Source organism: Rhizobium sp. 268 (genome assembly GCF_036571585.1).
GTDB lineage: Bacteria > Pseudomonadota > Alphaproteobacteria > Rhizobiales > Rhizobiaceae > Rhizobium > Rhizobium redzepovicii.
Map to the genome: position 1 here is coordinate 201,935 of NZ_JAPPSO010000006.1, position 24,508 is coordinate 226,442.

The window sequence follows — 24,508 nt, forward strand, 5'->3', positions numbered from 1 at the left end:
TTTTGGCCCCTCCCATTCTGAAACTCGACGATATCTTTCTGAGCTTCGGCGGCGCGCCGCTTCTGGCCGGTGCCAGCCTGCAGATCGAGCCCGGCGACAAAATCTGTCTCGTCGGGCGCAACGGCTCGGGAAAATCGACGCTTCTGAAGATCGCCGCCGGCCTGGTCGAGGCGCAATCCGGCGAGGTCTTCCGTCATCCGTCTTCGACGGTGCGTTATCTCGAACAGGCGCCCGATTTTGCTGGTTTCAACACTGTCCAGGCCTATGCCGAGGCCGGCCTCGGGCCGGGCGACGACCCATATCGCGTCACCTATCTGCTGTCCCATCTCGGGCTGACCGGCGAGGAAGATCCGAGCACCCTTTCCGGCGGCGAATCGCGCCGCGCAGCACTTGCCCGCGTGCTGGCGCCGGAGCCCGACATTCTCCTGCTCGACGAGCCGACCAACCATCTCGACCTTCCCACAATCGAATGGCTGGAGGGCGAGCTGCAGAAGACGCGCAGCGCCCTGGTGCTGATCTCGCACGACCGGCGCTTCCTCGAAAAGGTCTCGACGGCAACCGTCTGGCTCGACCGCGGCACCTCGCGCCGGCTCGACAGGGGATTTTCGCATTTCGAGGCCTGGCGCGACCAGGTGCTCGAAGCCGAAGAGCTGGAGCAGCATAAACTCGGCAAGGCGATCGAGCGCGAGGAGCACTGGCTGCGTTACGGCGTCACGGCGCGGCGCAAGCGCAACATGCGCCGCCTCGGCGAGTTGCAGACGATGCGCTCGCAATATCGCGGCCACAAGGGGCCGCAGGGAACGGTGCAGGCGACGGCTTCGGACGCGCAGGAATCCGGCAAGCTGGTGATCGAGGCCGACAAGATCACCAAGAGCTTCGGCGACCGGCCGATCGTCACGCCCTTCTCGATCCGCGTGCATCGCGGCGATTGCATCGGTCTGGTCGGGCCGAACGGCGCCGGCAAGACGACGCTGTTGAAGATGCTGACCGGGCAGCTTTCGCCGGATAGCGGCACGATAAAGCTCGGCACCAATCTGGAGATCGCGACACTCGACCAGAAGCGCGAGGATCTCGATCCCGAGGATACTCTCGCCAATTACCTGACGGATGGGCGCGGCGAAAACCTGCTCGTCAACGGCGAACAGCGCCATGTCACCGGCTATATGAAGGAGTTCCTGTTCCAGCCGGAGCAGGCGCGAACGCCGATCAGAAGCCTCTCCGGCGGCGAGCGCGCCCGGCTGATGCTGGCGCGTATTCTCTCGCGCCCTGCAAATCTGTTGATCCTCGACGAACCGACCAACGATCTCGATATCGAAACGCTCGATCTGCTGCAGGAGATCGTCGCCGGTTTTCCCGGCACCGTCATTCTCGTCAGCCACGACCGCGATTTTCTCGACCGCACCGTGACCTCGACGATTGCACCCGCCGTGCCGCATGCGCCTGATGGCCGCTGGATCGAATATGCCGGCGGCTATTCCGACATGCTTGCGCAGCGCAAGGGCGCGATCGACGAGCGCAAGCGGGCCGAGAAGGCGACGGAGAAGCCGAAGCCCCAGGAGGCGGCACCTTCCGGCGGAAGCTCGAAGAGCAAGCTCTCCTTCAAGCAGAAATTCGCGCTGGACAATTTGCCGAAGGAGATGGCGAAAGCCGAAGCCGAGATCGCCAAACGCGAACAGGCGATGGCCGATCCCAACCTCTTTACGCGCGATGCCGCTGCCTTCAACCGGCTTGCCAGCGAGATGGAGAAACTGCGGGCCAGCCTCACCAAGATGGAAGAGGAGTGGCTGGAGCTCGAAATGCTGCGGGAAGAGCTGGAAGGCTGAGGCTTTCCAACTCCACCCGCCTCACCTTTCCTTGATTGGCCAGTCTGCCGTTGCGCGGCATAAGGTGCCGTCCGGCAGAAAATCCAAGTGTTGCAGCGTCTGCTGTGCGGTTGAAAAGACGCGCGGCGCTGCTGGGCTATGCCGATCGCAATGGCGATAAGGAAAACTCATATGTCCCTCAAGCCTAATTCCAGAATTTTCACGATACTTGCGGCCGGCGGCCTCGCTGCGCTTGCCGCTTTGCAGGCCGCACAGGCACAGGATGGCAACCGCATTCGCGTTCGCGGTGCCATTGAAAGCTTCAGCGGCGATAGTCTCGTCGTCAAGACGCGCGAAGGCGGCGATGCGACGATCACGCTGAAAGCCGGTTGGAAAGTCGGTGGCATCAAAAAAGCGTCGGTCGAGGATATCAAGCCCGGCGATTTCGTCGGTGTTGCCTCGCTCCCGAAAGGCAGCGGCCCGGATGGGGCGATCGAGGTGCTGATCTTTCCGGCGTCGATGAAGGGAACCGGCGAGGGCAACCGCCCCTGGGATGCGCAGCCGAACAGCCAGATGACCAACGCGACCGTCAGCAATGCCGTCAAATCCGTCGACGGCCATACGGTCACGCTGACCTATCAGGGCAAAGAAAAGACGATCACCATCGCCGATGCGACACCGATCGTGACCTTGGCGCCGGCGACCAAGGACGATCTGAAGGCCGGCGCCGGCGTCATCGTCACCGGCGAGAAAGCGGCGGACGGCAGCATTTCGGCCAGCCAGGTGGCCGTCGGCCTGAACGGTATCACGCCGCCGATGTGACCATTCGTGAAATTCAAAGGTATGTAGCGGCTGTCGGCGCGGCGCTCTACAGTGCCGGCGCGGGCATGGCGGCAGCACCGGTGGCGGCGCTGGCGCCGGTACGGGTGACTTGCTGCTGTTGCTGCTGCTGTTCCTCGGATTTTGCCGGCAGCGCCTGCAGATGCAGCACGCGCGGCTTCAATGCCTCGAGATAGGCTTCGGAACGGCCGATATAGATCATGCCGCTCTCTGGCATGGAAGTGAGCAGCCCGGCCATCGTTTCCTGCCATTCCGGCTCCATGCCCTCCAGCACTTCGTCGAAAATGATCCAGCGCGGACGGGCGAGAAGCAGACGGGCGAAGCCGATTGCCTTCTGTTCGTCGCTATCGAGCAGTTTGTCCCAGCGGGCGCGGGTATCGAGCCTTGATATCAGCGAATGCAGGCCGGCCTTGTCGAGGGCTGCCTCGACGGCGGCTTTGTCATAGGCATCGGGGCTTTCGGGGAAGGCCAGCGCCTCACGCAGCGTGCCGCCGGGAATATAGGCGATCTGCGGGACGAACAGCATGTCGTCGACCGGCGGCAGGCCCATCGTGCCGCTGCCGCACGGCCAGAGGCCGGCCATCGCCTGGAACAGCAGCTTGCGGTTGACGCTGTGATCGCCGTTGATCATGATCTTTTCGCCTACCTTGATCACGACATCGGTTTCGCGCAGGCGGAAGCCGCCGCATTCGTCGATGTCTTCACCGATCTTGGCGACGATCACCACGTCCTTCAATGTCAGCGTGTCGGGCGCGGTGTTTTCATAGGCGATGCCGTCTTTCAGGGCGAATTCCTCTTCCATGTCGAGCAGCGCCTGGCGGAAATCGGTGACGCGCATCAGTGTGGCGCGCCATTCGGCGATCGGACCGAAATTCGCGACATACCAGCGCAGCGCCGTGTTGACTTGGTTGAAGGCGCCGACCGACATCATCAGCTGACCGAGGGTGAGGCCGCCGGAGAAATAGGCCGGTGCGGCGACGATGATCGGAATGACGATGACCAGCCAGCCGTAGCCGGCCGAAACCCAGGTGAGGTTGGTATTGGCCATGGCGAGCCGCTTGACCACCCTTAGCACCGAGCTGATGTCGGTGTTGATGCGCCGGCGTTCGTTCTCCTCGCCGCGGGCAACCGTGATCGCCGGCATGTTCTCGTTGGCATGCATCAGCGTGAAGCGAAGCTCGGCCTCCTTCGAGAAGCGGTCGGCATTGAGCTTTACCAGCTTGCGGCCGACGACCTGGCTCAGCACCGAGGCGGAAGCGGCGTAGAAAATCGCCGCCCAGACCATATAGCCGGGAATGGAGAAGCTGTGGCCGCTGATGTGGAAGATGAAGCCGCTGGAAAGCTCCCAGAGTACGCCGATGAAGCTTACGAGAAGAATGGTCGACTGCAGCAGGCCGAGAACGAGCCCTGTCGTGCTCTCGGCGAGGTTGCGGGAATCCTCGTGCAGCCGCTGGTCCGGATTGACGCCGATCAGGCCGCTGGAGGCGAGCCGCAACGCCCGCTTGCGCTTCAACCACTGGTCGACGAGGTCGCGCGACAGGCCCTCGCGCATATAGAGCGCGGTCATCTGATTCAGCCATGCCTGCAGCACGTTGAGCAGGAGCAGCGTGCCGGCGATCATCGCGAAGATTTCGAGCTGGTGGAAGAATTCACCGAGGTCGCGGCGCTCCAGCGAATCGTAGAAGGGTGCATTCCACTTGTTGAGGATGACCTGGCCGTAGGACGTCGCCAGGATGACGAGGATCAGCACGGTCGCCAGAAACAGCACCTTGCCACGCACTTGCGAATTCCAGAATGCTGAGAACATCACCCCGAGGCGGTCAGTCAGGCTGAGATCATAGCCTACCCTATCCTGCCTTCGGATGCCCGGCCTCCCCTCGGTCTTATCTGCCATCACGCTTTTCCAACATCGCCCATGCTTACCATTATTAACATGGTGGCGTTACCGGTCTATCAACAGATTCTATCAGTCATTAAACTGTGATGATGCTTGCATGAGTCGCTCCCGCATGCATTCGACAGTTGATTCGTGGCTCGACTGGGTCTATTTAAGCGTTTCGTGGTGATTTGGCCGGCCGGCTTGCAGCCACGTTAAAAAATTCGCTAAAGGGCCGCGTGCGGACCGGTAGCGATTTTTTTCGCCGCCGGTTTTTTGTTTTTTGATCGAGTGACCGCAATGCCCATCAAGATCCCCGACACGCTGCCCGCCTTTGAAACCCTCGTTCAAGAGGGTGTACGGGTGATGACCGAGACGCTGGCGATCCGTCAGGATATTCGTCCGCTGCAGATCGGGCTGCTCAACTTGATGCCGAACAAGATCAAGACCGAATTGCAGATGGCCCGCCTTGTCGGCGCCTCGCCGCTGCAGGTCGAGCTGTCGCTGATCCGCATCGGCGGCCACAAGGCGAAGAACACCTCCGAAGATCACCTGCTTGCCTTCTACCAGACCTGGGAGGAGGTGAAGCACCGCAAATTCGACGGCTTCATCATCACCGGGGCGCCGATCGAGCTTTTGCCCTATGAGGACGTTACCTATTGGCCGGAGATGCAGGAGATTCTCGACTGGACGGAAACGAATGTGCATTCGACGATGAACGTCTGCTGGGGCGCGATGGCGGCGATCTATCATTTCCACGGCGTTCCGAAATACGAGCTGAAGGAGAAGGCCTTCGGCGTCTACCGCCACCGCAACCTGAAGCCTGCGTCGATCTATCTCAACGGCTTTTCCGACAATTTCGAGGTGCCGGTGTCGCGCTGGACCGAAGTGCGCCGCGACGATATCGAGAAATCGGACAAGCTGGAGATCCTGATGGAATCCAGCGAGATGGGCGTCTGCCTCGTGCACGAGAGGCGAGGCCGGCGGCTCTATATGTTCAACCACGTCGAATATGATTCCACCTCGCTGTCCGACGAATATTTCCGCGACGTCAATGCTGGCGTGCCGATCAAGATGCCGCACAACTATTTCCCGCATAATGATCCGGCGCTTGCGCCGCAGAACCGCTGGCGCAGCCATGCGCATCTTTTGTTCGGCAACTGGATCAACGAGATCTACCAGACGACGCCGTTCGATGTGGAGGAGATCGGCACGGATCTGTGAGCCGTACCCCTTTCTCATCGTGGCCGGTTGCGGTTTGGAACAAATGCGGGCAGGTTCCGGTCGGAATGCTAGATATCAAATGGACGGTCGATCATGTCGGATAAGTTGGAGCGGGAAGTTTTCGGGCAGACGAAGGCGGGCGAGACCGTCTATCGCGTCGTCATCAGCGGCGGCGGACTGACCGCCAAGATCATCAGCTGGGGCGCGGTCATCCAGGATCTGCGCCTGGAAGGGCATGACGCGCCGCTGCAGCTCGGCTTTGAGGAATTCGACAGCTACCCGCTCCATTCAGCCTATTTCGGCGCGACGCCCGGCCGCTGCGCCAACCGTGTCGGCGGCGGTGCCTTCATGCTCGACGGCAAGGATCACCAGCTCGAGCTGAACGAAAACGGCGTGACGCATCTGCATGGCGGCAGCGACAATATTGCCAAACGCAACTGGACGGTCGTCGAGCATGATGTCGACCGCGTGGTGCTGAAGATCGTCGATCCCGATGGCCGCGCCGGCTATCCCGGCAATTGCACCATCCAGGCAACCTTCTGGGTGCACGGCAACGGCGAACTGTCGGTGACCTACGAATCCACAAGCGACCAGCCGACGCTCGCCAATGTCTGCCAGCATGCCTATTTCAATCTCGACGGTCGCGAGGACGCGCTTGGCCACGACATCATGATCGCTGCCGACCACTACCTGCCGACCGACGAGAAACAGGTGCCGACCGGCGAGATCCGTTCCGTCGCCGGCACGGAATTCGATTTCCGCGAGATGGCGCCGATGAAGCGTTTCGCCGGCAGCGAGCAGGTGCTGTACGACCATAATTTCTGCCTGTCCGGCGAACGCACCGCCAAGCGCAGCGTCGCGCTCGCCCGCAGTCTCTATTCCGGCGTGTCGCTTGAAGTGCGCAGCACCGAGCCGGGCGTGCAGTTCTATGCCGGTTTCAAGCTCAATACCGGTGCTCCCGGCCTCGGCGGACGCAAATACGGCCCCTTCGCTGGCTTCTGCCTGGAGACGCAGGTCTGGCCGGATGCCATCAATCACCAGGGTTTCCCGAATGCGGTGCTGCGCCCCGGCGAAGTGCTGCGCCAGGAGACGGATTACATCTTCACCAAGAACTGAGCGTCTTTTTGAGACGCGGCGCCGGGACGTACGGCTGTCAAATTTTATCGCTATGAAAACCTCTCCGGCCCGCGCCGGGGAGGTTTTTTCTCGCTTGCCGGTAATTATATCTTGCCGATTGGTTCTAAATAGGTTCTATTGCTTGCCCATGGATAGGACCAGTCTGATAGCGGAGCTAAAGAGTCGCGGCCTGCGTGACGCGGCGCTGACCGGGCCGCTCTACAAGCGGCTGGCGCAGACGCTGACCGGCCTTATTCAGGAAGGATTGCTGAAACCCGGCACGGCGCTGCCGGGGGAGCGCGATCTTGCCGAGGCCTTGAAGCTCGGCCGCGTCACCGTGCGCACCGCCTATCGCGATCTGATGGCATCCGGCGCATTGGAATCGCGCCACGGAAGCGGTACTTTCGTATCGAGCAAGGTCGAGCGCATGGAGCAGTCGCTCTGGCGGCTGTCCTCCTTCTCCGCCGACATGCGCTCGCGCGGGCGTCAACCGGCCGCAAAGATATTGTCACGGACGGTCAATACGCCGTCGCCGGACGAATCCTTCCTGCTCGGGCTTGGCGGTGACGAGCCGGTGCTCAGGCTCGACCGATTGCGTCTCGCCGACGGCCTGCCGCTGGCGATCGAACGTGCCGTGGTGCCGATCAAATTTTTAGGCGACGATGCCGGCGGCGAGGGATCGCTCTATGATGCGCTGACCGCCAACGGCCACAGGCCGGTGCGGGCGCTGCAGCGGCTGACCGCGGTGACGCTTGACCCGTCCTCTGCGGCGATCCTGAATGTCGATGCCGGCGCGCCAGCGCTGCTGATCGAACGCGTCTCGCGCCTGGAAGACCAGCGCGTCGTTGAATACACCCGCTCGCATTATCGCGGCGATGCCTATGATTTCGTTGCCGAATTGAGAATCGGAGATGACCTATGAGTGAGAACCAGTCGCTGATGCTTCAAGAAGCGGGCCAATCGCCGGAGGTGGTGGCCACGCTTCTCGAAAAGGAAAAACCGGTCTTTGCCGAGATCGCCCGGCTGTTTTCCTCAGCCCGCCCGAGCGTGGTGACGACGGCGGCGCGCGGCTCCTCGGACCATGCCGCCACCTTCTTCAAATATCTTTTCGAGATCACCTGCGGCGTCCCGGTCGCATCGGTCGGCCCGTCGATCGCTTCGGTCTACGGCGCTGCCCTCCATCTGAAGGGTGGCGTTCATTTCACCGTCTCGCAGTCGGGCGCCAGCCCCGATATCGTCGCGCTGCAGGAGGCGGCCAAGAAGGGCGGGGCGACGACGATCGCCGTCGTCAACGTCATCGACAGCCCGCTGGCGAAACAGGCCGATATCGTTCTCGGCCTCAATGCCGGAGCGGAAAAGAGCGTCGCGGCGACGAAATCCTTCATCGCCTCGGTCGCTGCCCTTTCCGGGGTGACGGCTGCGATCGGCGGCGCGTCCGAGCTGCAGGCTGCACTCGGCAAACTGCCGGAGGCGCTTTCGGCCACCGCCGGGATCGACACGGCGGCAGCCGAAGAGGTGCTCTTCAACGCGACCTCGCTCTATACGGCCGGCCGCGGCCCGGCCTTCGCGATCGCGCTCGAAGCGGCGCTGAAGGCCAAGGAAACGTCCGGCCTGCATGCCGAAGCCTTCTCGCTGGCGGAACTGATGCACGGTCCGATGCGCCTGGTGCAGCCGGGCTTTCCGATCGTCGCCTTTGCGCCCGACGATGCGGCCTTCGCCAATAACGGCCTAGCGCTGGAGCGTCTGCAGAAGCTCGGCGCCACCACTGTCGGTTTTTCCACCCAGCCGCTTTCCGGCATCAATCTGCGCGTGCCGACGACGGGCAACGGCCTGGTCGATCCGCTGGTGTCGCTGCTCGTCTATTATCGGCTGATCGAGTCGGTGACGCGGCGCAAGGGCTTCGATCCCGACAGGCCGGCAAACCTGCTCAAGGTGACGGAGACGGTCTGATGGCCCGCAAGATCTTTGTCGGCGCGCGCATCTTCGATGGCGAGCGCTTCCATGACGACAAGGCGCTCATCGTTGCCGATGGCCGGGTCGAAGCGATTGCTGCTGGAAACGATCTGCCGGATGGCGAGACGGTGACGCTTTCCGGCGGCGTGCTATCGGCCGGCTTCATCGATGCGCAAGTCAATGGCGGCGCCGGACGGATGCTGAACGACGAACCTTCGGTTGCCTCGATGGAGATCATCGCCGGCGGGCACCGCCCCTATGGCACGACATCGCTGCTGCCGACGCTGATCACCGATACGGCTGAAGCGTCCATTGCCGCGATCGAGGCGGCGACAGAAGCGGTCAAGGCGAACCGCGGCGTCGCCGGTCTGCATCTCGAAGGCCCGCATCTGGCACCGGCACGCAAGGGCGCGCATCTGGCCGAACTGATGCGGCCGGTCGAGGGCCGCGACGTCAAGGCGTTCATCCAGGCGCGCGAGGCGATCGGCACGCTGCTCGTCACCATGGCCGCCGAGCAGGTGACGGTTGCCCAGGTGCGCGAACTTGCGGAAGCCGGCGTGACCGTCAGCATCGGCCACTCCGATTGTTCGAGCGAGGCAGCGGCGGAACGTTTCGATGCCGGCGCGCGCGGCGTCACGCATCTCTTCAACGCCATGAGCCAGCTGGGGCACCGAGCGCCCGGCCTCGTCGGCGCGGCGATCGATCATCCCTCGACCTGGTGCGGCATCATCGCCGACGGTCATCACGTCGATCCGAAGGCCTTGCGCACGGCGCTGCGCGCCAAGCGCGGTGAAGGCAAGCTGTTCTTCGTCACCGACGCGATGTCGCTCGTCGGGTCTGAGAAGGACTCGTTCACGTTGAACGGGCGCACCGTCCGGCGCGAAAGGGGAGGCTTCTGCTCGAAGCTTGTGCTGTCCGACGGCACGCTGGCCGGTTCCGACGTCGACATGATCTCGACGATCCGCTACGGCGTCACCTATCTCGACCTGACGCTCGCCGAAGCCTTGCGCATGGCGACGCTTTACCCCGCCCGTTTCCTCAGGCTTGCCGATCGCGGCCATCTCTCGCCGGGCGCGCGCGCCGACCTCGTGCATCTCACCGATGCGCTTACCGTCATCGCCACCTGGCTTGCCGGCGAAACGGCGTGACCTCAAGGAGACGTGGGATGACCGATATCACCGATGCCTATTTCTCCAACCTGATCGGCCGGCTGGAAGAATTGAAGCAGACGCTTGCCGAGCCGATGGCGCAGGCGGCGGCCGTCATTCTCGATGCTGCCCGCGGCGACAAGCGCGTCTATGTCTTCGGCACCGGCCATTCGCATATGCTGGCCGAAGAGGTGCATTATCGGGCCGGCGGGCTCGCCTTCACCGTGCCGGTGCTCGTCGGCTCGGCCATGCTGCATGAGGGTGCGGTCATCAGTTCGGTCTATGAGCGCACGCAGGGCCTGGTGCGGCCGATGTTGGAGCGATACGGCATGCAGCCGGGCGATGTCATCATCATCGCCTCCAATTCGGGCGTGAACGCCGCGCCGATCGAGGCTGCCGACTATGCGCGCGAAATCGGCGCAAAGGTGATCGCCATCACGTCGATCGCCTATTCCTCAGCGATCGCCAATGGCCGCCGGCGGCTTGCCGACGCGGCCGATGTGGTGCTCGACAACGGGCTGCCGCCGGGTGACGCCGTTCTCGATCTGGAAGGCACGGGCCTTCGGGTTGGGCCGGTCTCGACGGCGGTCGGAGTGACGGTCATCAATGCGATCTTCGCCGAAGTCGCCTCGGAGCTTTCGAAATCCGGCGATGCGCCGGTTTATCTCAGCGCCAATATGCCGGGTGCCGCCGAGATCAATCAGAAGCTCGTGCGGAAATACCGGCCGCGCAACCCGCATCTCTAAAGCGCATCGCATCGAATTTGATTCATGCAATTTATGCATGTCGTTATCCCGGAACCGCTGCACACTTCCTGATGACATGCATTGACCGGAAATTCCCTGTTGGCGGCGGACACAAAAAAGCCGGTCGAAACCGGCCTTTTGCATGCGATGATGACGAGGATCAGTCCTTGGCGCGTTCGACGTAGGAATTGTCTTCCGTTGCGATGACGACGCGGGTGCCGGCATTGATGTGCGGCGGCACCATGGTGCGCACGCCGTTCGACAGCATCGCCGGCTTGTAGGAAGACGATGCCGTCTGACCCTTGACGACCGGCTCGGTCTCGGTGATTTCGAGCGTCACGTGGCGCGGCAGTTCGAGCGCCAGCGGAATGCCTTCATGGATCGACAGGACGCAGGACATGCCTTCCTGCAGATAGGCCTTCTGATCGCCCATGGTTTCGACATCGACCACGACCTGATCGTAGTTGCCGGGGTTCATGAAGTGGAAGCCTTCGCCGTCTTCATAGAGATACTGGAAGGAGACGTCCTCGACGAAGGCGCGCTCGACCTGCTCGGTGGTGCGCCAGCGCTCGGAGACCTTCACGCCGTCGACGATGCGGCGCATGTCGACCTGGGTGACCGGCGTGCCCTTGCCCGGGTGAAAGTTCTGAGCGGTGAGAACGACGTAGAGCTTGCCGTCGACATCGAGAACGTTGCCCTTGCGGACCGAAGAGGCGATGACCTTGACCATAAGACTTCCTTGTAACTCGGCTTTCGGCGTCGTAGATGACTGTCGAGACGCCTCGGAGACGCAAATATTTTTCTTTGGGGCGCAACTAACCTAAAATCCGGGAAATAGCCATCCCCATACCGGCTTCTCCGGCGAAGAAAGCTTGGAATGAACTCTTCGGCGAAAGCGTCCCCCTGGTGGACCCCGTCCGTGCATGCCGATCGCCGTCCGTTCCTGATCGGGCGCAATGCGATCCAGGCGGCGCTGCGCGGCTTTTTTGCGCGCGAGGATTTCATCGAGGTGGATACGGCGGTGCTGCAAATCTCGCCGGGCAACGAGGCGCATCTGCATGCCTTCGCCACGGAAGCGCTGACGACGGACGGGCAAAAGGCGCCATTCTATCTGCACACCTCGCCGGAATTCGCTTGCAAGAAGCTGCTTGCGGCGGGTGAGGAACGTATCTCGTGTTTTGCCCATGTCTATCGCAACCGCGAGCGCGGGCCGCTGCACCATCCCGAATTCACCATGCTCGAATGGTACCGGGCCGGCGAAAGCTATGAGAGCCTGATGATGGATTGCGTGCGGATTCTGGCGCTTGCGACCGAGACGGCAAACACCGAAAAGCTTGCCTATCGCGGCGGCGAGAGCGATCCTTTCGCCGGTCCGGAGCGGATCAGCGTTGCCGAAGCCTTCGAGCGCCATGCCGGCATCGATCTTCTCGCCTCGGTCGCCGCCGACGGTTCGACCGATCGCGATCATCTGGCCGCCGAGATGAAGCGTGTCGGCATGCGTGTTGCCGATGACGACGGCTGGGCCGATCTGTTCAGCCGGGTGCTTGTGGAAAAAATCGAGCCGCATCTCGGCTTCGGCCGCATCACCATCCTCGACGAATATCCGGTCTCGGAAGCAGCGCTCGCGCGCCCTTCGGCCCGCGATCCACGCGTTGCCGAGCGTTTCGAGCTCTATGCCTGCGGAGTCGAACTTGCCAACGGCTTCGGCGAACTCACTAGTGCTGCCGAGCAGCGGCGGCGGTTCGAGATCGAGATGGCCGAGAAGGCGCGTGTTTATGGCGAGACCTATCCGCTCGACGAGGATTTCCTCGCCGCACTGTCGCTGATGCCCGAGGCAAGCGGCATCGCGCTCGGCTTTGACCGGCTGGTGATGCTGGCGACGGGAGCGTCGCGCATTGATCAGGTGCTTTGGGCGCCGGTCGCGGAGTATGGACGATGAATGCCGTCAAACCGGTCAAGAGCGTCGACGATCTGGTGATGGCGGGGCTGGTCTCTTCCGCCGATCGCAGAGCGCTCGAGGAGGTTGCCGTGCGTTACGCAATTGCCTTGACGCCTGTTATGACCAGGCTGATCGATCGCGCCGATCCCGCTGATCCGATCGCGCGGCAGTTCGTGCCCGATGCCGCCGAACTCACGGTCTTGCCTGAAGAACGCGCCGATCCGATCGGCGATCACGCCCATAGCCCGGTCGAAGGCATCGTCCACCGCTATCCCGATCGCGTGCTGCTGAAGGCCGTGCATGTCTGCCCGGTCTATTGCCGCTTCTGCTTCCGGCGCGAAATGGTCGGGCCGCAGGGTCTCGGGACGCTCGATGCGGCGGCGATGCAGGCAGCCTTTGACTATATCAGAGGTCACGAGGAGATCTGGGAGGTCATCCTCACCGGTGGCGATCCGCTGGTGCTGTCCCCGCGCCGCCTTCGCGAGATCATGGAGGCGCTGGCGGACATTGCGCATGTGAAGATCGTGCGTTTCCACACGCGTGTTCCCGTCGTCGATCCCGACAAGATCGACGACGCACTGATCGCCGCGCTGAAGGCGAGCGGCAAGACGGTCTATGTGGCGCTGCACGCCAATCACGTGAGGGAACTGACGGCGGAAGCGCGTGCCGCCTGCGCCCGTCTGGTCGATGCCGGCATTGCCATGGTCAGCCAGTCGGTGCTGCTCAAAGGCGTCAACGACGATCCCGACGTGCTTGCGGCGCTGATGAAGGCCTTCGTCGAAATCCGCGTCAAACCTTATTACCTGCATCACCCGGATCTGGCGCCCGGCACCGGCCACTTCAGATTGACGATCGAGGAGGGACAAAGGATCGTCTCGGCGTTGCGCGGACGGGTTTCCGGGCTCTGCCAGCCGACCTACATCCTCGATATCCCGGGCGGTTACGGCAAAACCGTCGTCAGCGGCAGCACCGTGCAGGCCAGGGGCGATGGATGTTATTCCGTCTCGGATTATCGCGGTGACGAGCATTCCTACCCACCCGCTGAATGACGTGAAACGGCGTTTTCCGTGTCATTTCTGTACTCGCCGCGGCGAAAATTGCGTCGAGCGCCGTCGACGAAATAGGCGTAATGCGTTGATTTTAAATCGATATTGGAACTCCTGCCACGGCGATCGCTAAAATTCTAGCTGTGAGCCTTAGTCATATTTAACGCTATAAATTAGCGGAATTTTCTGTTTTCCGCACTAAAAGAACGCTCATGACAAGGCGATGAACGCCGGTTCGGGATCATGAGAATCTTGGAGTGATGGGATGAATAAGACAATCCGCGACCTTGTAGCCAAATTCGGCAAACTTCCGGCGTCGATCGACCAGGTCGCCGACGATGCCGATCTTTATGCGGCAGGTCTGACGTCCTTTGCTTCGGTGCAGCTGATGCTTGGCATCGAAGAAGCCTTCGACATCGAATTTCCCGACAATCTCCTGAACCGTAAATCCTTCGCGAGCATCTCGGCGATCGCCAGGACGGTCGATCTCATTCGGGACAGCCGGAAGGTCGCCTGATGAATTTCCCCGTCAAGATCATGCAGGACGGTCTTGTCGCGCGGGTCGCCCGAGTCGCCGAAATCGCGGCGAAACACGCCGATGCCGTCGATGTCGAAGCCCGCTTCCCCAGGGAAGCCGTGGATGCAATGAAGGCCGAAAGACTGCTCGGCATCCAGGTGCCGCGCCAATTCGGCGGCGAATCCGCCTCAATCACTGAGATCGCCGAATTGTGCTCGATGCTCGGTCAGGCCTGCGCTGCAAGCGCCATGGTCTTCGCCATGCATCACATCAAGCTGTCGAGCCTTGTCGAACATGGCGCCGACAGCGAATGGCATGGCGACTTCATGCGCCGCATTGCGGCCGAGCAGCTGCTGATCGCATCGGCCACCACCGAGGGCGGTATCGGCGGAAACCTGCGCAACAGTATCTGCGCTGTCGAAGTCGACGGCGATACCTGCCGTCTCGAAAAGGATGCGACCGTCATTTCCTACGGTTCGCATGCCGACGCCATCCTCATCACCTCGCGTGCCCATGCGAAGGCGGCTTCCTCAGACCAGGTGCTGACGGCCTTTCTCAGGGACCAGTACACGCTCGAGAAGACGCACGCCTGGAATACGCTCGGCATGCGTGGCACCTGCTCCGATGGCTTCCTCTTCAAAGGCGAAGCGCCGGCGCATCAGATCCTGCCGAAGCCTTTCGCCGAGATCGCGGCGCAATCCATGCTCGCTTCGTCGCACCTGTTATGGAGCGGCGTCTGGTACGGCATCGCGGTCGACGCCGTCGCGCGCGCCCAGGCCTTCGTGCGCGCTGCCGCGCGCAAGGCGCCGGATACTCAGCCGCCGGGCGCCTTGCGCCTCGCCGAAGTTTCGAACCTGCTGCAGATGGTCAAATCCAACGTGGTTGCCGGACTCAAGGCCTATGAGGATGCAAAGGCCGATGTCGACAGGCTGTCCTCGATGGGCTTTGCCGTGGCGATGAACAACGTCAAGATCGCCTCTTCCGAGACGATCCTGGAGATCGTCAACCATGCCATGCTGATCTGCGGCATCATGGGCTACAAGAACGGCACGCCCTTCAGTCTCGGACGCCATCTGCGCGACGCGCATTCGGCTCAGCTCATGATTTCGAACGACCGCATCCTCGGCAATACGTCGAGCATGCTTCTTGTCCATAAGCAGGACACTAGCCTACTGGGGTGACAGTCATGGATATGCAGACCTCGTTTCTCGACCGGCTTTTCGAAGCCGGCCTGCTGATCGATACGGGCATCGATGGGCTCTATGGCCGCAGCGGCCAATTCGAGGAGGTGATCGCTGCCTTCGAGCGTCTCATCGACAAGGTTGGCGGCGGCGACGGTGCGGAGGCCATGCGCTTTCCGCCCGGCATGAATCGCGCCTTCTTCGAAAAGAGCGGCTATATGAAGAGCTTCCCGCAGCTTGCAGGAACGGTGCATAGTTTCTGCGGCAGCGAACTCGATCATGTCAGCCTGCTGCAATGCATGGAAGTCGGCGAGGACTGGACCAAGGGTCAGGAGGCGACCGATATCGTGCTGACCCCGGCTGCCTGCTATCCGCTCTATCCGACGGTTGCCAAGCGCGGCAATCTGCCGAAGACGGGCGGCCTGTTCGATCTGCAATCCTATTGCTTCCGCCATGAGCCGTCGAAAGATCCGGCCCGCCAGCAGCTGTTCCGCATGCGCGAATATGTCTGCATGGGCACCGAAGAGCATGTCACCGATTTCCGCCAACGCTGGATGGATCGCGGCGTCGAGATGATGAAGGCCGTCGGCCTCGATGTAACGATCGATATCGCCAACGATCCGTTCTTCGGCCGCGCCGGCAAGATGCTCGCCAACAATCAGCGCGACCAGAACCTGAAGTTCGAACTGCTGATCCCGATCACCTCGGCCGCCAATCCGACCGCCTGCATGAGCTTCAACTATCATCAGGATGCCTTCGGTTCGAAGTGGGGCCTGAACCTCGAAGACGGCAGTGTCGCGCATACGGCCTGCGTCGGCTTCGGGCTGGAGCGCATCGCGCTTGCCCTCTTCCACCATCACGGGCTCGAGGTGAAGGAATGGCCGGCCAACGTACGGAAAGCGCTGTGGGGCTGAGCCGGTCGATGACATCGGTATTTTCGGGAATCGACCCGGAAACCTACCGTCAGCACGCGCTGCATTCCGGCGAACGCGCCTGGCCGGAAACCAATTGCTACGTCGATCTCTGGATCGAAGTGCTGGCGACCTCGGGGGTGGCGCCCGAGGCGATGCTCGGTTTCACCCTGACGCAGGATTTCGAGGGCGATCAGTTCACCTTCTTTAAGGTGCCGCTCGAGGATCTCGACGCGCTCTATGGCATTCGCGCAACCGAGCTTGCCATCTACGACCGTGTCGAACGCCATGTCGAAGTCCAGATCGCGCGGGGCCGTCTCTGCCTGATCGAGATGGATTCCTTCTACATGCCGGATACGCGCGGCACCGCCTACCGGCAGGAGCACGGCAAGACGACGGTTGCGATCAACCGGCTGGACGTTGCGGCCAAGCGCGTCGATTATTTCCACAATGCCGGCTATTTCCGCCTCGAAGGCGAGGATTTCGATGGGCTGTTCCAGCTGCACCTGACGGAGAACGAGCCGCCGTTCCTGCCCTATACGGAATTTGCACGGTTCCCGGAAAAGCCCGCTGACGAAGCGCATCTCAGCGCCACTGCCCGGCGGCTTGCCGGCGTTCATTTCAGCAGGCGCCCGAGCGAAAATCCGATCCGCGCCTTTGCAGCCGTCTTTCCGCAGCAGGTCGAAGCGGTTGCCGAGCGGCCGTTCGGATTCTTCCACAAATATGCCTTCAACACGCTTCGCCAGGTCGGCGCCAATTTCGAGCTGGCGGCCGATTATCTGGCCTGGCTTTCCGCAGATGAATTCGCCGCCGCCGCCGAGCATGCCCGGCGCATTTCGGACGTGGCGAAATCGGTGCAGTTCCAGCTTGCGCGCGCCATTGCCCGCCGGAAGTTCGAGCCGCTGCAGGCAGCCCTTGATCCGGCCGCCGATGCATGGGATTCCATGATGACATCGCTTGCGGAGCGAATCTGAGGCCGGAGATCTGACCATGCGCGGGCGTTTGGCAAGCATCGGTGCCGAGGAAAGCCTGCTTTCCGAAGGCTGGAACCTGATCCTGACGGAGCCGGGCGCCTGCGCCGTGCCGCATGATATTCCGCTCTCCGCGCAGTTCACTCCCGCCCCCGTTCCCGGGACCGTTGCCGCAGCACTCGAAAAGGCCGGACTGTTCGACCGGGAAAATCCAGAGCCGTTGAATACGCGGGATGCCTGGTATCTCTGCCGGCTGTTCGATGCCGAGCCGGGTGAAGCGATCCTGTGTTTCGCGGGACTTGCCACGCTTTGCCATGTCTTCCTCAACGGCCAGGAAATCCTTTTTTCCGAGAGCATGTTCACGGCCCATGAAATCCCGGTGACGCTGGTGGGTGGCGACGAGCTGGCGCTGTGTTTCCGGGCGCTCGGCCCCCGCCTGTCGGAGCCCGGCCCGCGTGCGCGCTGGCGGCCGCAGATGATCACGCCGGCGGGTCTCAAAAATTTCCGCACGACGCTGCTCGGCCATATGCCGGGCTGGTGCCCCGATATCCATGCGGTCGGGCCATGGCGGCCGATCTCGCTGGTGCGGCGCAACCCCGTCTCGATCGACAATGTCTCCGTCCGCGCCGTGTTAGACGAGAACGGCGTCGGCCGTCTCAGCGTTTCCCTGCACAGCAATGCCGAGAATCCGGCAATGCTGCTGCGCTGCGGCGGCATGGAGCAGCCTTTCGAGAAGATCGGCGACAGTCATTACTCTTCTATCCTCAAGCTTGCCGACATCGAGCCCTGGTGGCCGCATACGCACGGCGCTCCGCGTCTCTATGAGCTGACGCTCGTTTCCGACGGCGTGGACTATCCGCTCGGCACGACCGGCTTCCGGCGGATCGACGTCGAGCGCGGCGCCGATGGCGACGACTTCGCGCTCCTTATTAACGGCGAACGCATCTTCTGCCGCGGCGCGGTGTGGACGACAGCCGATATCGCGCGTCTGCCGGGCACGCGGGCGGATTATGAGCCGTTCCTGCGGCTTGCCGCGCAAGCCGGCATGAACATGATCCGCATCGGCGGCACCATGGCCTACGAGACACCGGATTTCTTCGGGCTTTGCGACGAACTCGGCCTGCTGGTCTGGCAGGATTTCATGTTCGCCAACTTCGATTATCCGCGCAACGACAAGGCTTTTCTCGGCCACGTGCATGCGGAGGTCGAGGAATTCCTGCACGGCGTCCAGGCGTCGCCATCGCTGGCGGTGCTCTGCGGCGGCAGCGAAATCCATCAGCAGGCGGCGATGCTCGGTCTGCCCGTGGAATTCTGGAGCGGACCGGTTACCGATGAAATCATCCCGGCCATCGTTACGCGCATGCGTCCCGACGTGCCCTACGTTCCGAATTCGCCTTATGGCGGGGCGATGCCGTTTTCGCCGAATGCCGGTATCGCCCATTATTACGGCGTCGGCGCCTATATGCGGCCGATTGCCGATGCGCGCCGCGCCGATGTGCGTTTTGCCTCAGAAAGCCTTGCGTTTGCGCATGTGCCGCAGCTAAGGACGCTGCATCGTCATCTCGACGTGCCGGCCGTCCACAGCCCGCTCTGGAAGGCCCGCGTGCCGCGCGACCGCAGCGCATCCTGGGATTTCGAGGACGTTCGCGATTTCTATCTGGAGCTTCTCTATGGTTTCGATCCGGCCCGCCTGCGGCGCGAGGATTCGGAACTTTATCTCGATTTCTCCCGCGCCGTCACTGGCGAGGTGATTGAGGAGACGTTTGCCGAATGGCGGCGCAAGGGTTCGGCTTGCAACGGCGCGCTCGTCTGGACGCTGCAGGACCTGCTGCCCGGTCCCGGCTGGGGGGTGATCGATTCCACCGGCGAGCCGAAGCCGGTCTGGTATGCGATGCGCCGCGCCTTTCGGCCGGTGCAGACGGTGTTCACCGACGAGGGAACCAACGGCCTCGACGTGCATGTCGTCAACGAGACGGACGCAGACCTCGACGTCGAGCTCGAAGTCGTCTGCCTGCGCGATGGAAAGCAGCAGGTCGTCAGCGGCAGCAGGGCCTTCAAACTGGCGGCAAGGGACACGGAACGTCTTGCCGCGACCGCGCTGTTCGGTGCCTTTTTCGATACGACCTATGCCTTCCGCTTCGGACCGCCGTCGCATGATGTCAGTGTGGCGCGCCTGCGTTCGCTTGCGGATGGCGCCGTTCTAGCCGAAAGCTTCCACTTTCCCTGCGGACGGGACAAGGCGCTGCATGAAGCAGGCATCGAGGCATCGCTCGGAAGAGATGGCGACGACTGGTTCGTCGATCTCAGGACCGACCGGCTGGCGCAATCGGTGCATATCGACGTCGACGGCTATCGGCCCGATGACGACTGGTTCCATCTCGCGCCCGGCGCGATGCGGCGCGTGAAACTCGTCGCGCTGTCGGGCACTGAGAGCGATATCGCGCCCGCAGGCGAGGTCAGAAGCCTAGGCAGTTCGCATCGTGTCGTGCTCTCGGGCTGACGCTCTCTGTGAAAAACGATGCCCATCCATTGAGAAAGACCGTGATTTGAGAACGACATACCGCTTTTTGCGTGCCCATGTCCTGCAGCGGCTGATCCCGCGGTCGCGCCTTGCCTTCAATCCGCGCCGGCCGGTGGAAATCGTCGGCTATCTCTCGATGGCTGTCGGCGTCGGCGAATCGGCAAGGCTCTGCGCCGGTGCGCTCTCCGAAGCCGGAAGGGCAATTTCGCTCTCCGACGTCAGCACGCATCCCGACGAGAAGTCCTTCCCCGGATGGACGTCGTCGCGTCTTTCCACCGAGCCGCCAGGAAGCCGTATCTGGCACCTCAATCCGCCGATGCTGCCGCGCGCCATCCTGAAGAAGGGTGTCGGCAATTTCACCCGCACCTTCAATATCGGCTACTTCGCCTGGGAGCTCGAAGTGGTGCCGGCGGAATGGCGCAATGCCATGCACTACATGAACGCGGTCTTCGTGCCGTCGGAATTCACCCGGCGGGCGATTGCGCCGCTCACCAAGGCACCGGTCCTCGTCGTTCCCCATCCGGTGATCGAGGCGCCGGCGACCGAAGGCATGCGGGAGAGGTTCGGCATCGAGAAGGACGCCTTTCTCGTCAGCTTCATCTTCAGCGCCGGCTCGTCGATCAACCGGAAAAATCCGCAGGCCGTCATCGAGGCTTTCAGGATATTTGCCGCCGAAGCCCCAAGCGCCTTCCTGTTGATGAAGGCCAGCGGCGATGTGAACAAGGATGAAGCCCTCAGCGCGCTGGTCGCTTCGGTCGCGGGCGACGCCCGGATCAGGATCGTCACCGACAGGCTGTCGAACGCCGATATCAACGGCCTCATCCGCTCTTCCGACGCCTATCTTTCGCTGCATCGTTCAGAGGGTTTCGGGCTGACGGTCGCCGAGGCGATCATGCAGGGCACGCCCGTCGTCTCCACGGCCTGGTCCGGCACAGCGGATTTCTGCGACCCCCGCAATAGCTGGCTGGTCCCCACTCCTCTGATCCCCGTCGTCGATACCCATCCCGAATTTGCCGGGCTTGAGGGTGCGGTCTGGGCGGATCCCTCTCCCGAAGCCGCCGCCGCCCATTTGAGCGACATCTTCCGCGCGCCCGAGCTCGCGCGAGGAAAGGCCGAGAAAGCGCGGGAGTTCCTACGGCACCATCTCGCAGACAACAGCTATGAGAGGGCGCTCCAGACGCTGGCGGCGATGCAATCCAGCTAAGGTGAGGTCGTCACTCCGCTTTATTTTAACATTTTCGCATTAGAGATGACGGGTATGCGGCTTTAGAGCATGGCGCGCAAAAGTGTGCGGCGGTTTTGCGATAACGGCATGCTTAAAAACGAGAGCTAAAGCGCGAGGAGCGAATCTGAAAGATCGCAGCGCGCTTTAGGCCGATGCCGGCGGATGGACAGATGTCGAAGGGTATTATCGCAAATTCGGTGATGAATGCGGCGGCAGGCATGCTGCTGCTGCTGACGGGTTTCGTTTCGTCGATCATAACCGCGCGGCTGCTCGGGCCGGAGGCCAACGGCATCGTCGCCTTCTCGCTGTGGCTGGTGGTCACGGGCGCCTCGATCGCCGAACTCGGTTCCAGCATCACGCTGTTGAAGACCCTGCCGCAGCTTTCGGCGGAAGGTTACGATATGCGCCGTCGGCGGGGTTTTGCCGCCATCCTCGTCAGCTTCATGATGTTTTCGACCGTCGTGCTGCTGGCGCTCTACGCGCTGTTCTTCCTGACGTCGGAGGAGATGCACTGGGCCGATACCGCGCCGTCCGTCGCGCTTGTCACCGGCGTGCTGTTCTTCGTCCAGGCAATTGGATCCTTCGTCAAATTCTACCTGATCGGCGAAAAGAAACTGGGCGCCTTCTTCCGGCTGACGGTTGCCGTCTCGATCGTACAGCTTGCCGGCGTTGCCGTCGGCGCCGTGCTCTATGGGGTGGAAGGCGTTCTCGTCGGTTATGCGCTCGGCCAGCTCGTGCTTTTCTTCGCCACACTGCCGATCCTTCTTGCGCGGCGCGACTGGTGCGGGGTCTCTCTCAAAGCGCTCGCCTCCTCCTCGGTCATCCTGTCGATCCAGTTTATTATCGATTCGATCTTCCTTAATCGGCTCGAGCTGCTCTTCCTGCAGCAGTTCTGGTCGGTGGAGATGGTCGGCTACTACGCCGTCGGCCTGTCGATCGCCAATATCGCGCTGCAGCTGCCGATCCAGATGACCGGCAGCCTGCTGCCCTATTATTCCGAGCGGCGGCACAACAGCGACGATTCGACCTTGCCGGTCGAGGTCTTCGCCGCCGTCACCCGCAGCATGGCCTATATCGTATTGCCGATGAGCCTCGGGCTGGCGGCGATCTCCAGTGAATTGGTGCTCGTGGTGTTCGGCGAAGCGTTCCGCCGCAGCGGAACGGTGGTAGCGCTGCTTGCGCTGGTCGCGCCCGCCTATACCTTCATGCAGATCCTCAGTCTCTACCTCTTGTCGATGGACAGGGTTCGCTCTCGCCTGAACATCAGTGTGATAGGTGGCCTTCTGATGGTAGTCGGTTGTTTACTGATCATACCTAGGCTTGCAGCCGAGGGTGCCGCACTCGTGCGCATCCTCGTCTTCGTTGCGATGTCGGTGATGATGATCAGACAGACAGGATTCGGATCCCAGCTTTCAGGCCTCTACACAAGCCTGACGAAGGTGACCCTTGCCGCCGTGCTTTGTGCTTGCGGGGCGCTCTCGGTGCTGGAATTCATCCAGGGGCCGGTCGGTCTCGTCGCCGCGATCCTTGCCGGCACATTCTGCTATCTCGTGGCACTCCGCCTGCTGCGCGTCATGCCGGCCGAAGATGTCGAGGTCATGCGCTCCATTCTCGCCAAGATGCCGCGGGTGCTGCAGCGCCCTGTAGGCTACGCGATCAATTTCATTGCGCCGCGGCTTCCGGGCGACCCCGACCGCGCCAAGGTCGCGCCCGGGGAATTTTCGCTCGAACCGGCCGAGGGTGCCGGGCGCAACGCCGCCCTGCCTGTCGTCTTCGACGGCACGATCGGGCTGTTCATGCCTGAAAACCCTCTGGCGAAAAAGCGTTCGGCCGCCGTGCTCTTCGTCAGCCCCTGGGGTTTCGAGGAAATGTGCAGCCGCAAATTCTTCCGTGTGGCCGCCGAGCATTTCTCGGATATCGGCGTGGCGAGCCTGCGTTTCGACTATCGCGGCACCGGCGATGCGCTCGATTTCGGCGCGCTGCCGGCAAGGCTGGAAACCTGGGAAAATTCGATCCGCGCGGCGGCCGCCAAGCTCAAATCGCTGAGCGGCTGCGACCGTATCATCCTCATCGGACAGGGGCTCGGCGCAACGCTTGCTCATCGCATCGGCGCTTCGATCGACGGCGTCGACAGCCTCGTCATGCTGGCGCCGGTGCTGAGCGGCCGGGCCTATCTGCGCGAACTCAACATGTGGTCCAAGATCATCGATGCCGATCTCGGCCTCGGCAAGGAGCATGTCCAGACCGCGAAGGTGCAGATCGCCGGGCTCGTCATGCCCGAAGAGATCGCCGCCGAACTCGGCAAGCTCAACATCGCCGCGCCGCAGGGGCTTGCTGCGTCGCGTTATCTGATCCTCGAGCGTCCCGCCAAGGTCGACGATACCGGCTTTGCCGATGCGCTGAAGGCGCTCGGCGCCGACGTCGAACAGACGGTTTTCGAAGGCTATGACGAGCTCGCCACCAATCCGCTGTTTGCCAAGACGCCGGCTGAGGTCGTCGAGTTGCTGAAGACGTGGCTGGAGAGGATGACGACGGAGACGTCCGGCGCGCATTCGCCGGCGACGATCGAAAATGCGCCGCTTGCCGGCGAGGGTTTTGTCGAAACACCGGTGCGTTTCGGCAGCCACGACCATCTGGTCGGCGTCGTCAGCCGGCCGCTCGGCGAGATCAAGGGCAATGCGGTTCTCTTCCTGTCGACGGCCTATGACCGGCATGCCGGCTGGGGACGGACGACGGTGGATATGGCGCGTGAGCTCGCACGTCAGGGCGTCGTTTCGCTGCGCTTCGATTCCGCCAATGTCGGAGACAGCCCGCCGCGGCCGGATGCGCCGGAACAGGTGCTTTATTCCAGCACGCAGACCGAGGATGCGGTTGCCGCGCTCGATCTGCTCGAAAGCGTCGTTGCAGGTCCGGTCATGGTGGCCGGCCGGTGCAGCGGCGGCTACGTCGCCTTCCGCGCCGGCGTCGCCGACGAGCGGTTGAAGGCGGTGGTCTCGATCAATCCCTTCGTCTATTACTGGGATCCCGAGGTGCCGGTGCGTCGGGAGCATGTCGTTTCCGTCCCGCGCAGCCTGGATGACTACGGTCAGCGCCTGGCGCGGGTGGATACGCTGAAGCGGCTGCTCAGCGGCCAGGTGGACGTGGTGTCGGCGCTGCAGAATATCGTCATCGCCGGTGGCCGGCGTCTGTCACCCTTTATCGCGCCGCTGCTGGAACTGCTTCCCGACCGGCGCCATATTGCTCGCGAGGTTCGGCATTCCTTCGCGCTGTTCGGCAAGCGCAAGGTGCCGCTGACGCTGATTTACAGCGAGGGCGATGTCGGGCTCGACCATGTCTATTTCCATTTCGGACCGCGCGGCGCCAAGCTTTCCCGCTATCCGAATGTGCGGCTGCTGATGCTGCCGGATGCCGACCACAATCTGACGCCGCCGCAATCGCGCAAATTCGTGCTCGACGAGATCATCCGCCTGGCGAGGGCGTGAGGAATTTCAG

At 62.4% G+C, this 24,508-nt stretch carries 19 protein-coding genes and 1 riboswitch; of the genes, 17 read left to right on the top strand and 2 right to left on the bottom strand.

The window, feature by feature from the left end:
- The first annotated feature begins 2 nt into the window (after window positions 1–2).
- Both OS035_RS13935 and OS035_RS13940 read left to right on the top strand, forming a co-directional pair.
- Window positions 3–1,823 (top strand): ABC-F family ATP-binding cassette domain-containing protein, encoded by a 1,821-nt coding sequence (locus OS035_RS13935; RefSeq protein WP_097625006.1) that lies wholly within the window; start codon window positions 3–5, stop codon window positions 1,821–1,823.
- A 171-nt stretch (window positions 1,824–1,994) separates the two neighbouring features.
- Window positions 1,995–2,624, top strand: a complete 630-nt coding sequence (locus OS035_RS13940) for a hypothetical protein (RefSeq protein ID WP_331813810.1) — start codon at window positions 1,995–1,997, stop codon at window positions 2,622–2,624.
- Window positions 2,625–2,670: 46 nt separating this feature from the next.
- Here OS035_RS13940 and OS035_RS13945 read toward each other — a convergent pair whose 3' ends face one another.
- Window positions 2,671–4,536, bottom strand: a complete 1,866-nt coding sequence (locus tag OS035_RS13945) for an ABC transporter ATP-binding protein/permease (RefSeq protein ID WP_097625004.1) — start codon at window positions 4,534–4,536, stop codon at window positions 2,671–2,673.
- Between the two features lie 155 nt (window positions 4,537–4,691).
- Window positions 4,692–4,769, top strand: a riboswitch (SAM riboswitch).
- Between the two features lie 49 nt (window positions 4,770–4,818).
- Here OS035_RS13945 and metA point away from each other — a divergent pair.
- The 6 genes from metA (at window position 4,819) to OS035_RS13975 (ending at window position 10,705) form a co-directional block, all read left to right on the top strand.
- Window positions 4,819–5,742: a homoserine O-acetyltransferase MetA gene (metA, locus tag OS035_RS13950; protein WP_097625003.1), complete on the top strand. Its 924-nt coding sequence runs from the start codon at window positions 4,819–4,821 to the stop codon at window positions 5,740–5,742.
- Window positions 5,743–5,835: 93 nt separating this feature from the next.
- Window positions 5,836–6,858, top strand: a complete 1,023-nt coding sequence (locus OS035_RS13955) for an aldose epimerase family protein (protein WP_097625002.1) — start codon at window positions 5,836–5,838, stop codon at window positions 6,856–6,858.
- Between the two features lie 148 nt (window positions 6,859–7,006).
- Window positions 7,007–7,780 carry a GntR family transcriptional regulator gene (locus tag OS035_RS13960; RefSeq protein WP_097625001.1) on the top strand — a complete coding sequence of 258 codons (774 nt, stop codon included), beginning with the start codon at window positions 7,007–7,009 and terminating at the stop codon, window positions 7,778–7,780.
- A complete protein-coding gene (locus OS035_RS13965; protein WP_097625000.1) occupies window positions 7,777–8,808 on the top strand; it encodes an SIS domain-containing protein in 1,032 nt (343 codons plus the stop codon). Before OS035_RS13960 ends, OS035_RS13965 begins: the two co-directional genes overlap by 4 nt.
- Window positions 8,808–9,959, top strand: coding sequence for an N-acetylglucosamine-6-phosphate deacetylase (gene nagA / locus OS035_RS13970; protein WP_097624999.1), 1,152 nt, complete (start codon window positions 8,808–8,810; stop codon window positions 9,957–9,959). Before OS035_RS13965 ends, nagA begins: the two co-directional genes overlap by 1 nt.
- 17 nt (window positions 9,960–9,976) lie before the next feature.
- On the top strand, window positions 9,977–10,705 hold the full coding sequence (locus tag OS035_RS13975; protein ID WP_097624998.1) for an SIS domain-containing protein: 729 nt from the start codon (window positions 9,977–9,979) through the stop codon (window positions 10,703–10,705).
- 160 nt (window positions 10,706–10,865) lie between these two features.
- On the opposite strand, the gene efp is transcribed toward OS035_RS13975, so the two are convergent.
- Window positions 10,866–11,435, bottom strand: coding sequence for an elongation factor P (gene efp / locus OS035_RS13980; RefSeq protein WP_097624997.1), 570 nt, complete (start codon window positions 11,433–11,435; stop codon window positions 10,866–10,868).
- Window positions 11,436–11,582: 147 nt separating this feature from the next.
- On the opposite strand from efp, the gene epmA reads away from it, so the two are divergent.
- The 9 genes from epmA (at window position 11,583) to OS035_RS14025 (ending at window position 24,498) form a co-directional block, all read left to right on the top strand.
- Entirely contained in the window at window positions 11,583–12,644 is a 1,062-nt protein-coding gene (gene epmA, locus OS035_RS13985; protein ID WP_183778458.1) for an EF-P lysine aminoacylase EpmA, read from the top strand.
- The gene (locus OS035_RS13990; protein WP_097624995.1) at window positions 12,641–13,693 is read left to right on the top strand and encodes a lysine-2,3-aminomutase-like protein; all 1,053 of its coding nucleotides are present in this window, start codon (window positions 12,641–12,643) and stop codon (window positions 13,691–13,693) included. Before epmA ends, OS035_RS13990 begins: the two co-directional genes overlap by 4 nt.
- 262 nt (window positions 13,694–13,955) lie before the next feature.
- A complete protein-coding gene (locus tag OS035_RS13995; RefSeq protein WP_012559298.1) occupies window positions 13,956–14,207 on the top strand; it encodes an acyl carrier protein in 252 nt (83 codons plus the stop codon).
- Complete coding sequence (locus OS035_RS14000; protein WP_097624994.1) at window positions 14,207–15,388, top strand: acyl-CoA dehydrogenase family protein; 1,182 nt, start codon at window positions 14,207–14,209, stop codon at window positions 15,386–15,388. Before OS035_RS13995 ends, OS035_RS14000 begins: the two co-directional genes overlap by 1 nt.
- A gap of 5 nt (window positions 15,389–15,393) precedes the next feature.
- Entirely contained in the window at window positions 15,394–16,302 is a 909-nt protein-coding gene (locus OS035_RS14005; RefSeq protein WP_097624993.1) for an amino acid--[acyl-carrier-protein] ligase, read from the top strand.
- Window positions 16,293–17,273 (top strand): DUF1839 family protein, encoded by a 981-nt coding sequence (locus OS035_RS14010; RefSeq protein WP_331813837.1) that lies wholly within the window; start codon window positions 16,293–16,295, stop codon window positions 17,271–17,273. The genes OS035_RS14005 and OS035_RS14010 overlap by 10 nt, the downstream gene beginning before the upstream one ends.
- 16 nt (window positions 17,274–17,289) lie before the next feature.
- Window positions 17,290–19,770, top strand: a complete 2,481-nt coding sequence (locus OS035_RS14015) for a glycoside hydrolase family 2 protein (RefSeq protein WP_183778457.1) — start codon at window positions 17,290–17,292, stop codon at window positions 19,768–19,770.
- Window positions 19,771–19,816: 46 nt separating this feature from the next.
- The gene (locus OS035_RS14020) at window positions 19,817–20,995 is read left to right on the top strand and encodes a glycosyltransferase family 4 protein (protein ID WP_183778455.1); all 1,179 of its coding nucleotides are present in this window, start codon (window positions 19,817–19,819) and stop codon (window positions 20,993–20,995) included.
- A gap of 191 nt (window positions 20,996–21,186) precedes the next feature.
- Entirely contained in the window at window positions 21,187–24,498 is a 3,312-nt protein-coding gene (locus OS035_RS14025) for an oligosaccharide flippase family protein (protein WP_183778453.1), read from the top strand.
- Window positions 24,499–24,508 lie beyond the last annotated feature (10 nt).

Coding starts and splice junctions, on each gene's coding strand:
- epmA (WP_183778458.1), top strand. CDS start 11,583: ATGAACTCTTCGGCGAAAGCGTCCCCCTGGTGGACCCCGTCCGTGCAT.
- OS035_RS13995 (WP_012559298.1), top strand. CDS start 13,956: ATGAATAAGACAATCCGCGACCTTGTAGCCAAATTCGGCAAACTTCCG.
- OS035_RS13975 (WP_097624998.1), top strand. CDS start 9,977: ATGACCGATATCACCGATGCCTATTTCTCCAACCTGATCGGCCGGCTG.
- OS035_RS13960 (WP_097625001.1), top strand. CDS start 7,007: ATGGATAGGACCAGTCTGATAGCGGAGCTAAAGAGTCGCGGCCTGCGT.
- OS035_RS13990 (WP_097624995.1), top strand. CDS start 12,641: ATGAATGCCGTCAAACCGGTCAAGAGCGTCGACGATCTGGTGATGGCG.
- OS035_RS14005 (WP_097624993.1), top strand. CDS start 15,394: ATGGATATGCAGACCTCGTTTCTCGACCGGCTTTTCGAAGCCGGCCTG.
- efp (WP_097624997.1), bottom strand. CDS start 11,435: ATGGTCAAGGTCATCGCCTCTTCGGTCCGCAAGGGCAACGTTCTCGAT.
- OS035_RS14025 (WP_183778453.1), top strand. CDS start 21,187: ATGTCGAAGGGTATTATCGCAAATTCGGTGATGAATGCGGCGGCAGGC.
- OS035_RS13945 (WP_097625004.1), bottom strand. CDS start 4,536: ATGGCAGATAAGACCGAGGGGAGGCCGGGCATCCGAAGGCAGGATAGG.
- OS035_RS14000 (WP_097624994.1), top strand. CDS start 14,207: ATGAATTTCCCCGTCAAGATCATGCAGGACGGTCTTGTCGCGCGGGTC.
- OS035_RS13955 (WP_097625002.1), top strand. CDS start 5,836: ATGTCGGATAAGTTGGAGCGGGAAGTTTTCGGGCAGACGAAGGCGGGC.
- OS035_RS13965 (WP_097625000.1), top strand. CDS start 7,777: ATGAGTGAGAACCAGTCGCTGATGCTTCAAGAAGCGGGCCAATCGCCG.
- OS035_RS14015 (WP_183778457.1), top strand. CDS start 17,290: ATGCGCGGGCGTTTGGCAAGCATCGGTGCCGAGGAAAGCCTGCTTTCC.
- metA (WP_097625003.1), top strand. CDS start 4,819: ATGCCCATCAAGATCCCCGACACGCTGCCCGCCTTTGAAACCCTCGTT.
- nagA (WP_097624999.1), top strand. CDS start 8,808: ATGGCCCGCAAGATCTTTGTCGGCGCGCGCATCTTCGATGGCGAGCGC.
- OS035_RS13940 (WP_331813810.1), top strand. CDS start 1,995: ATGTCCCTCAAGCCTAATTCCAGAATTTTCACGATACTTGCGGCCGGC.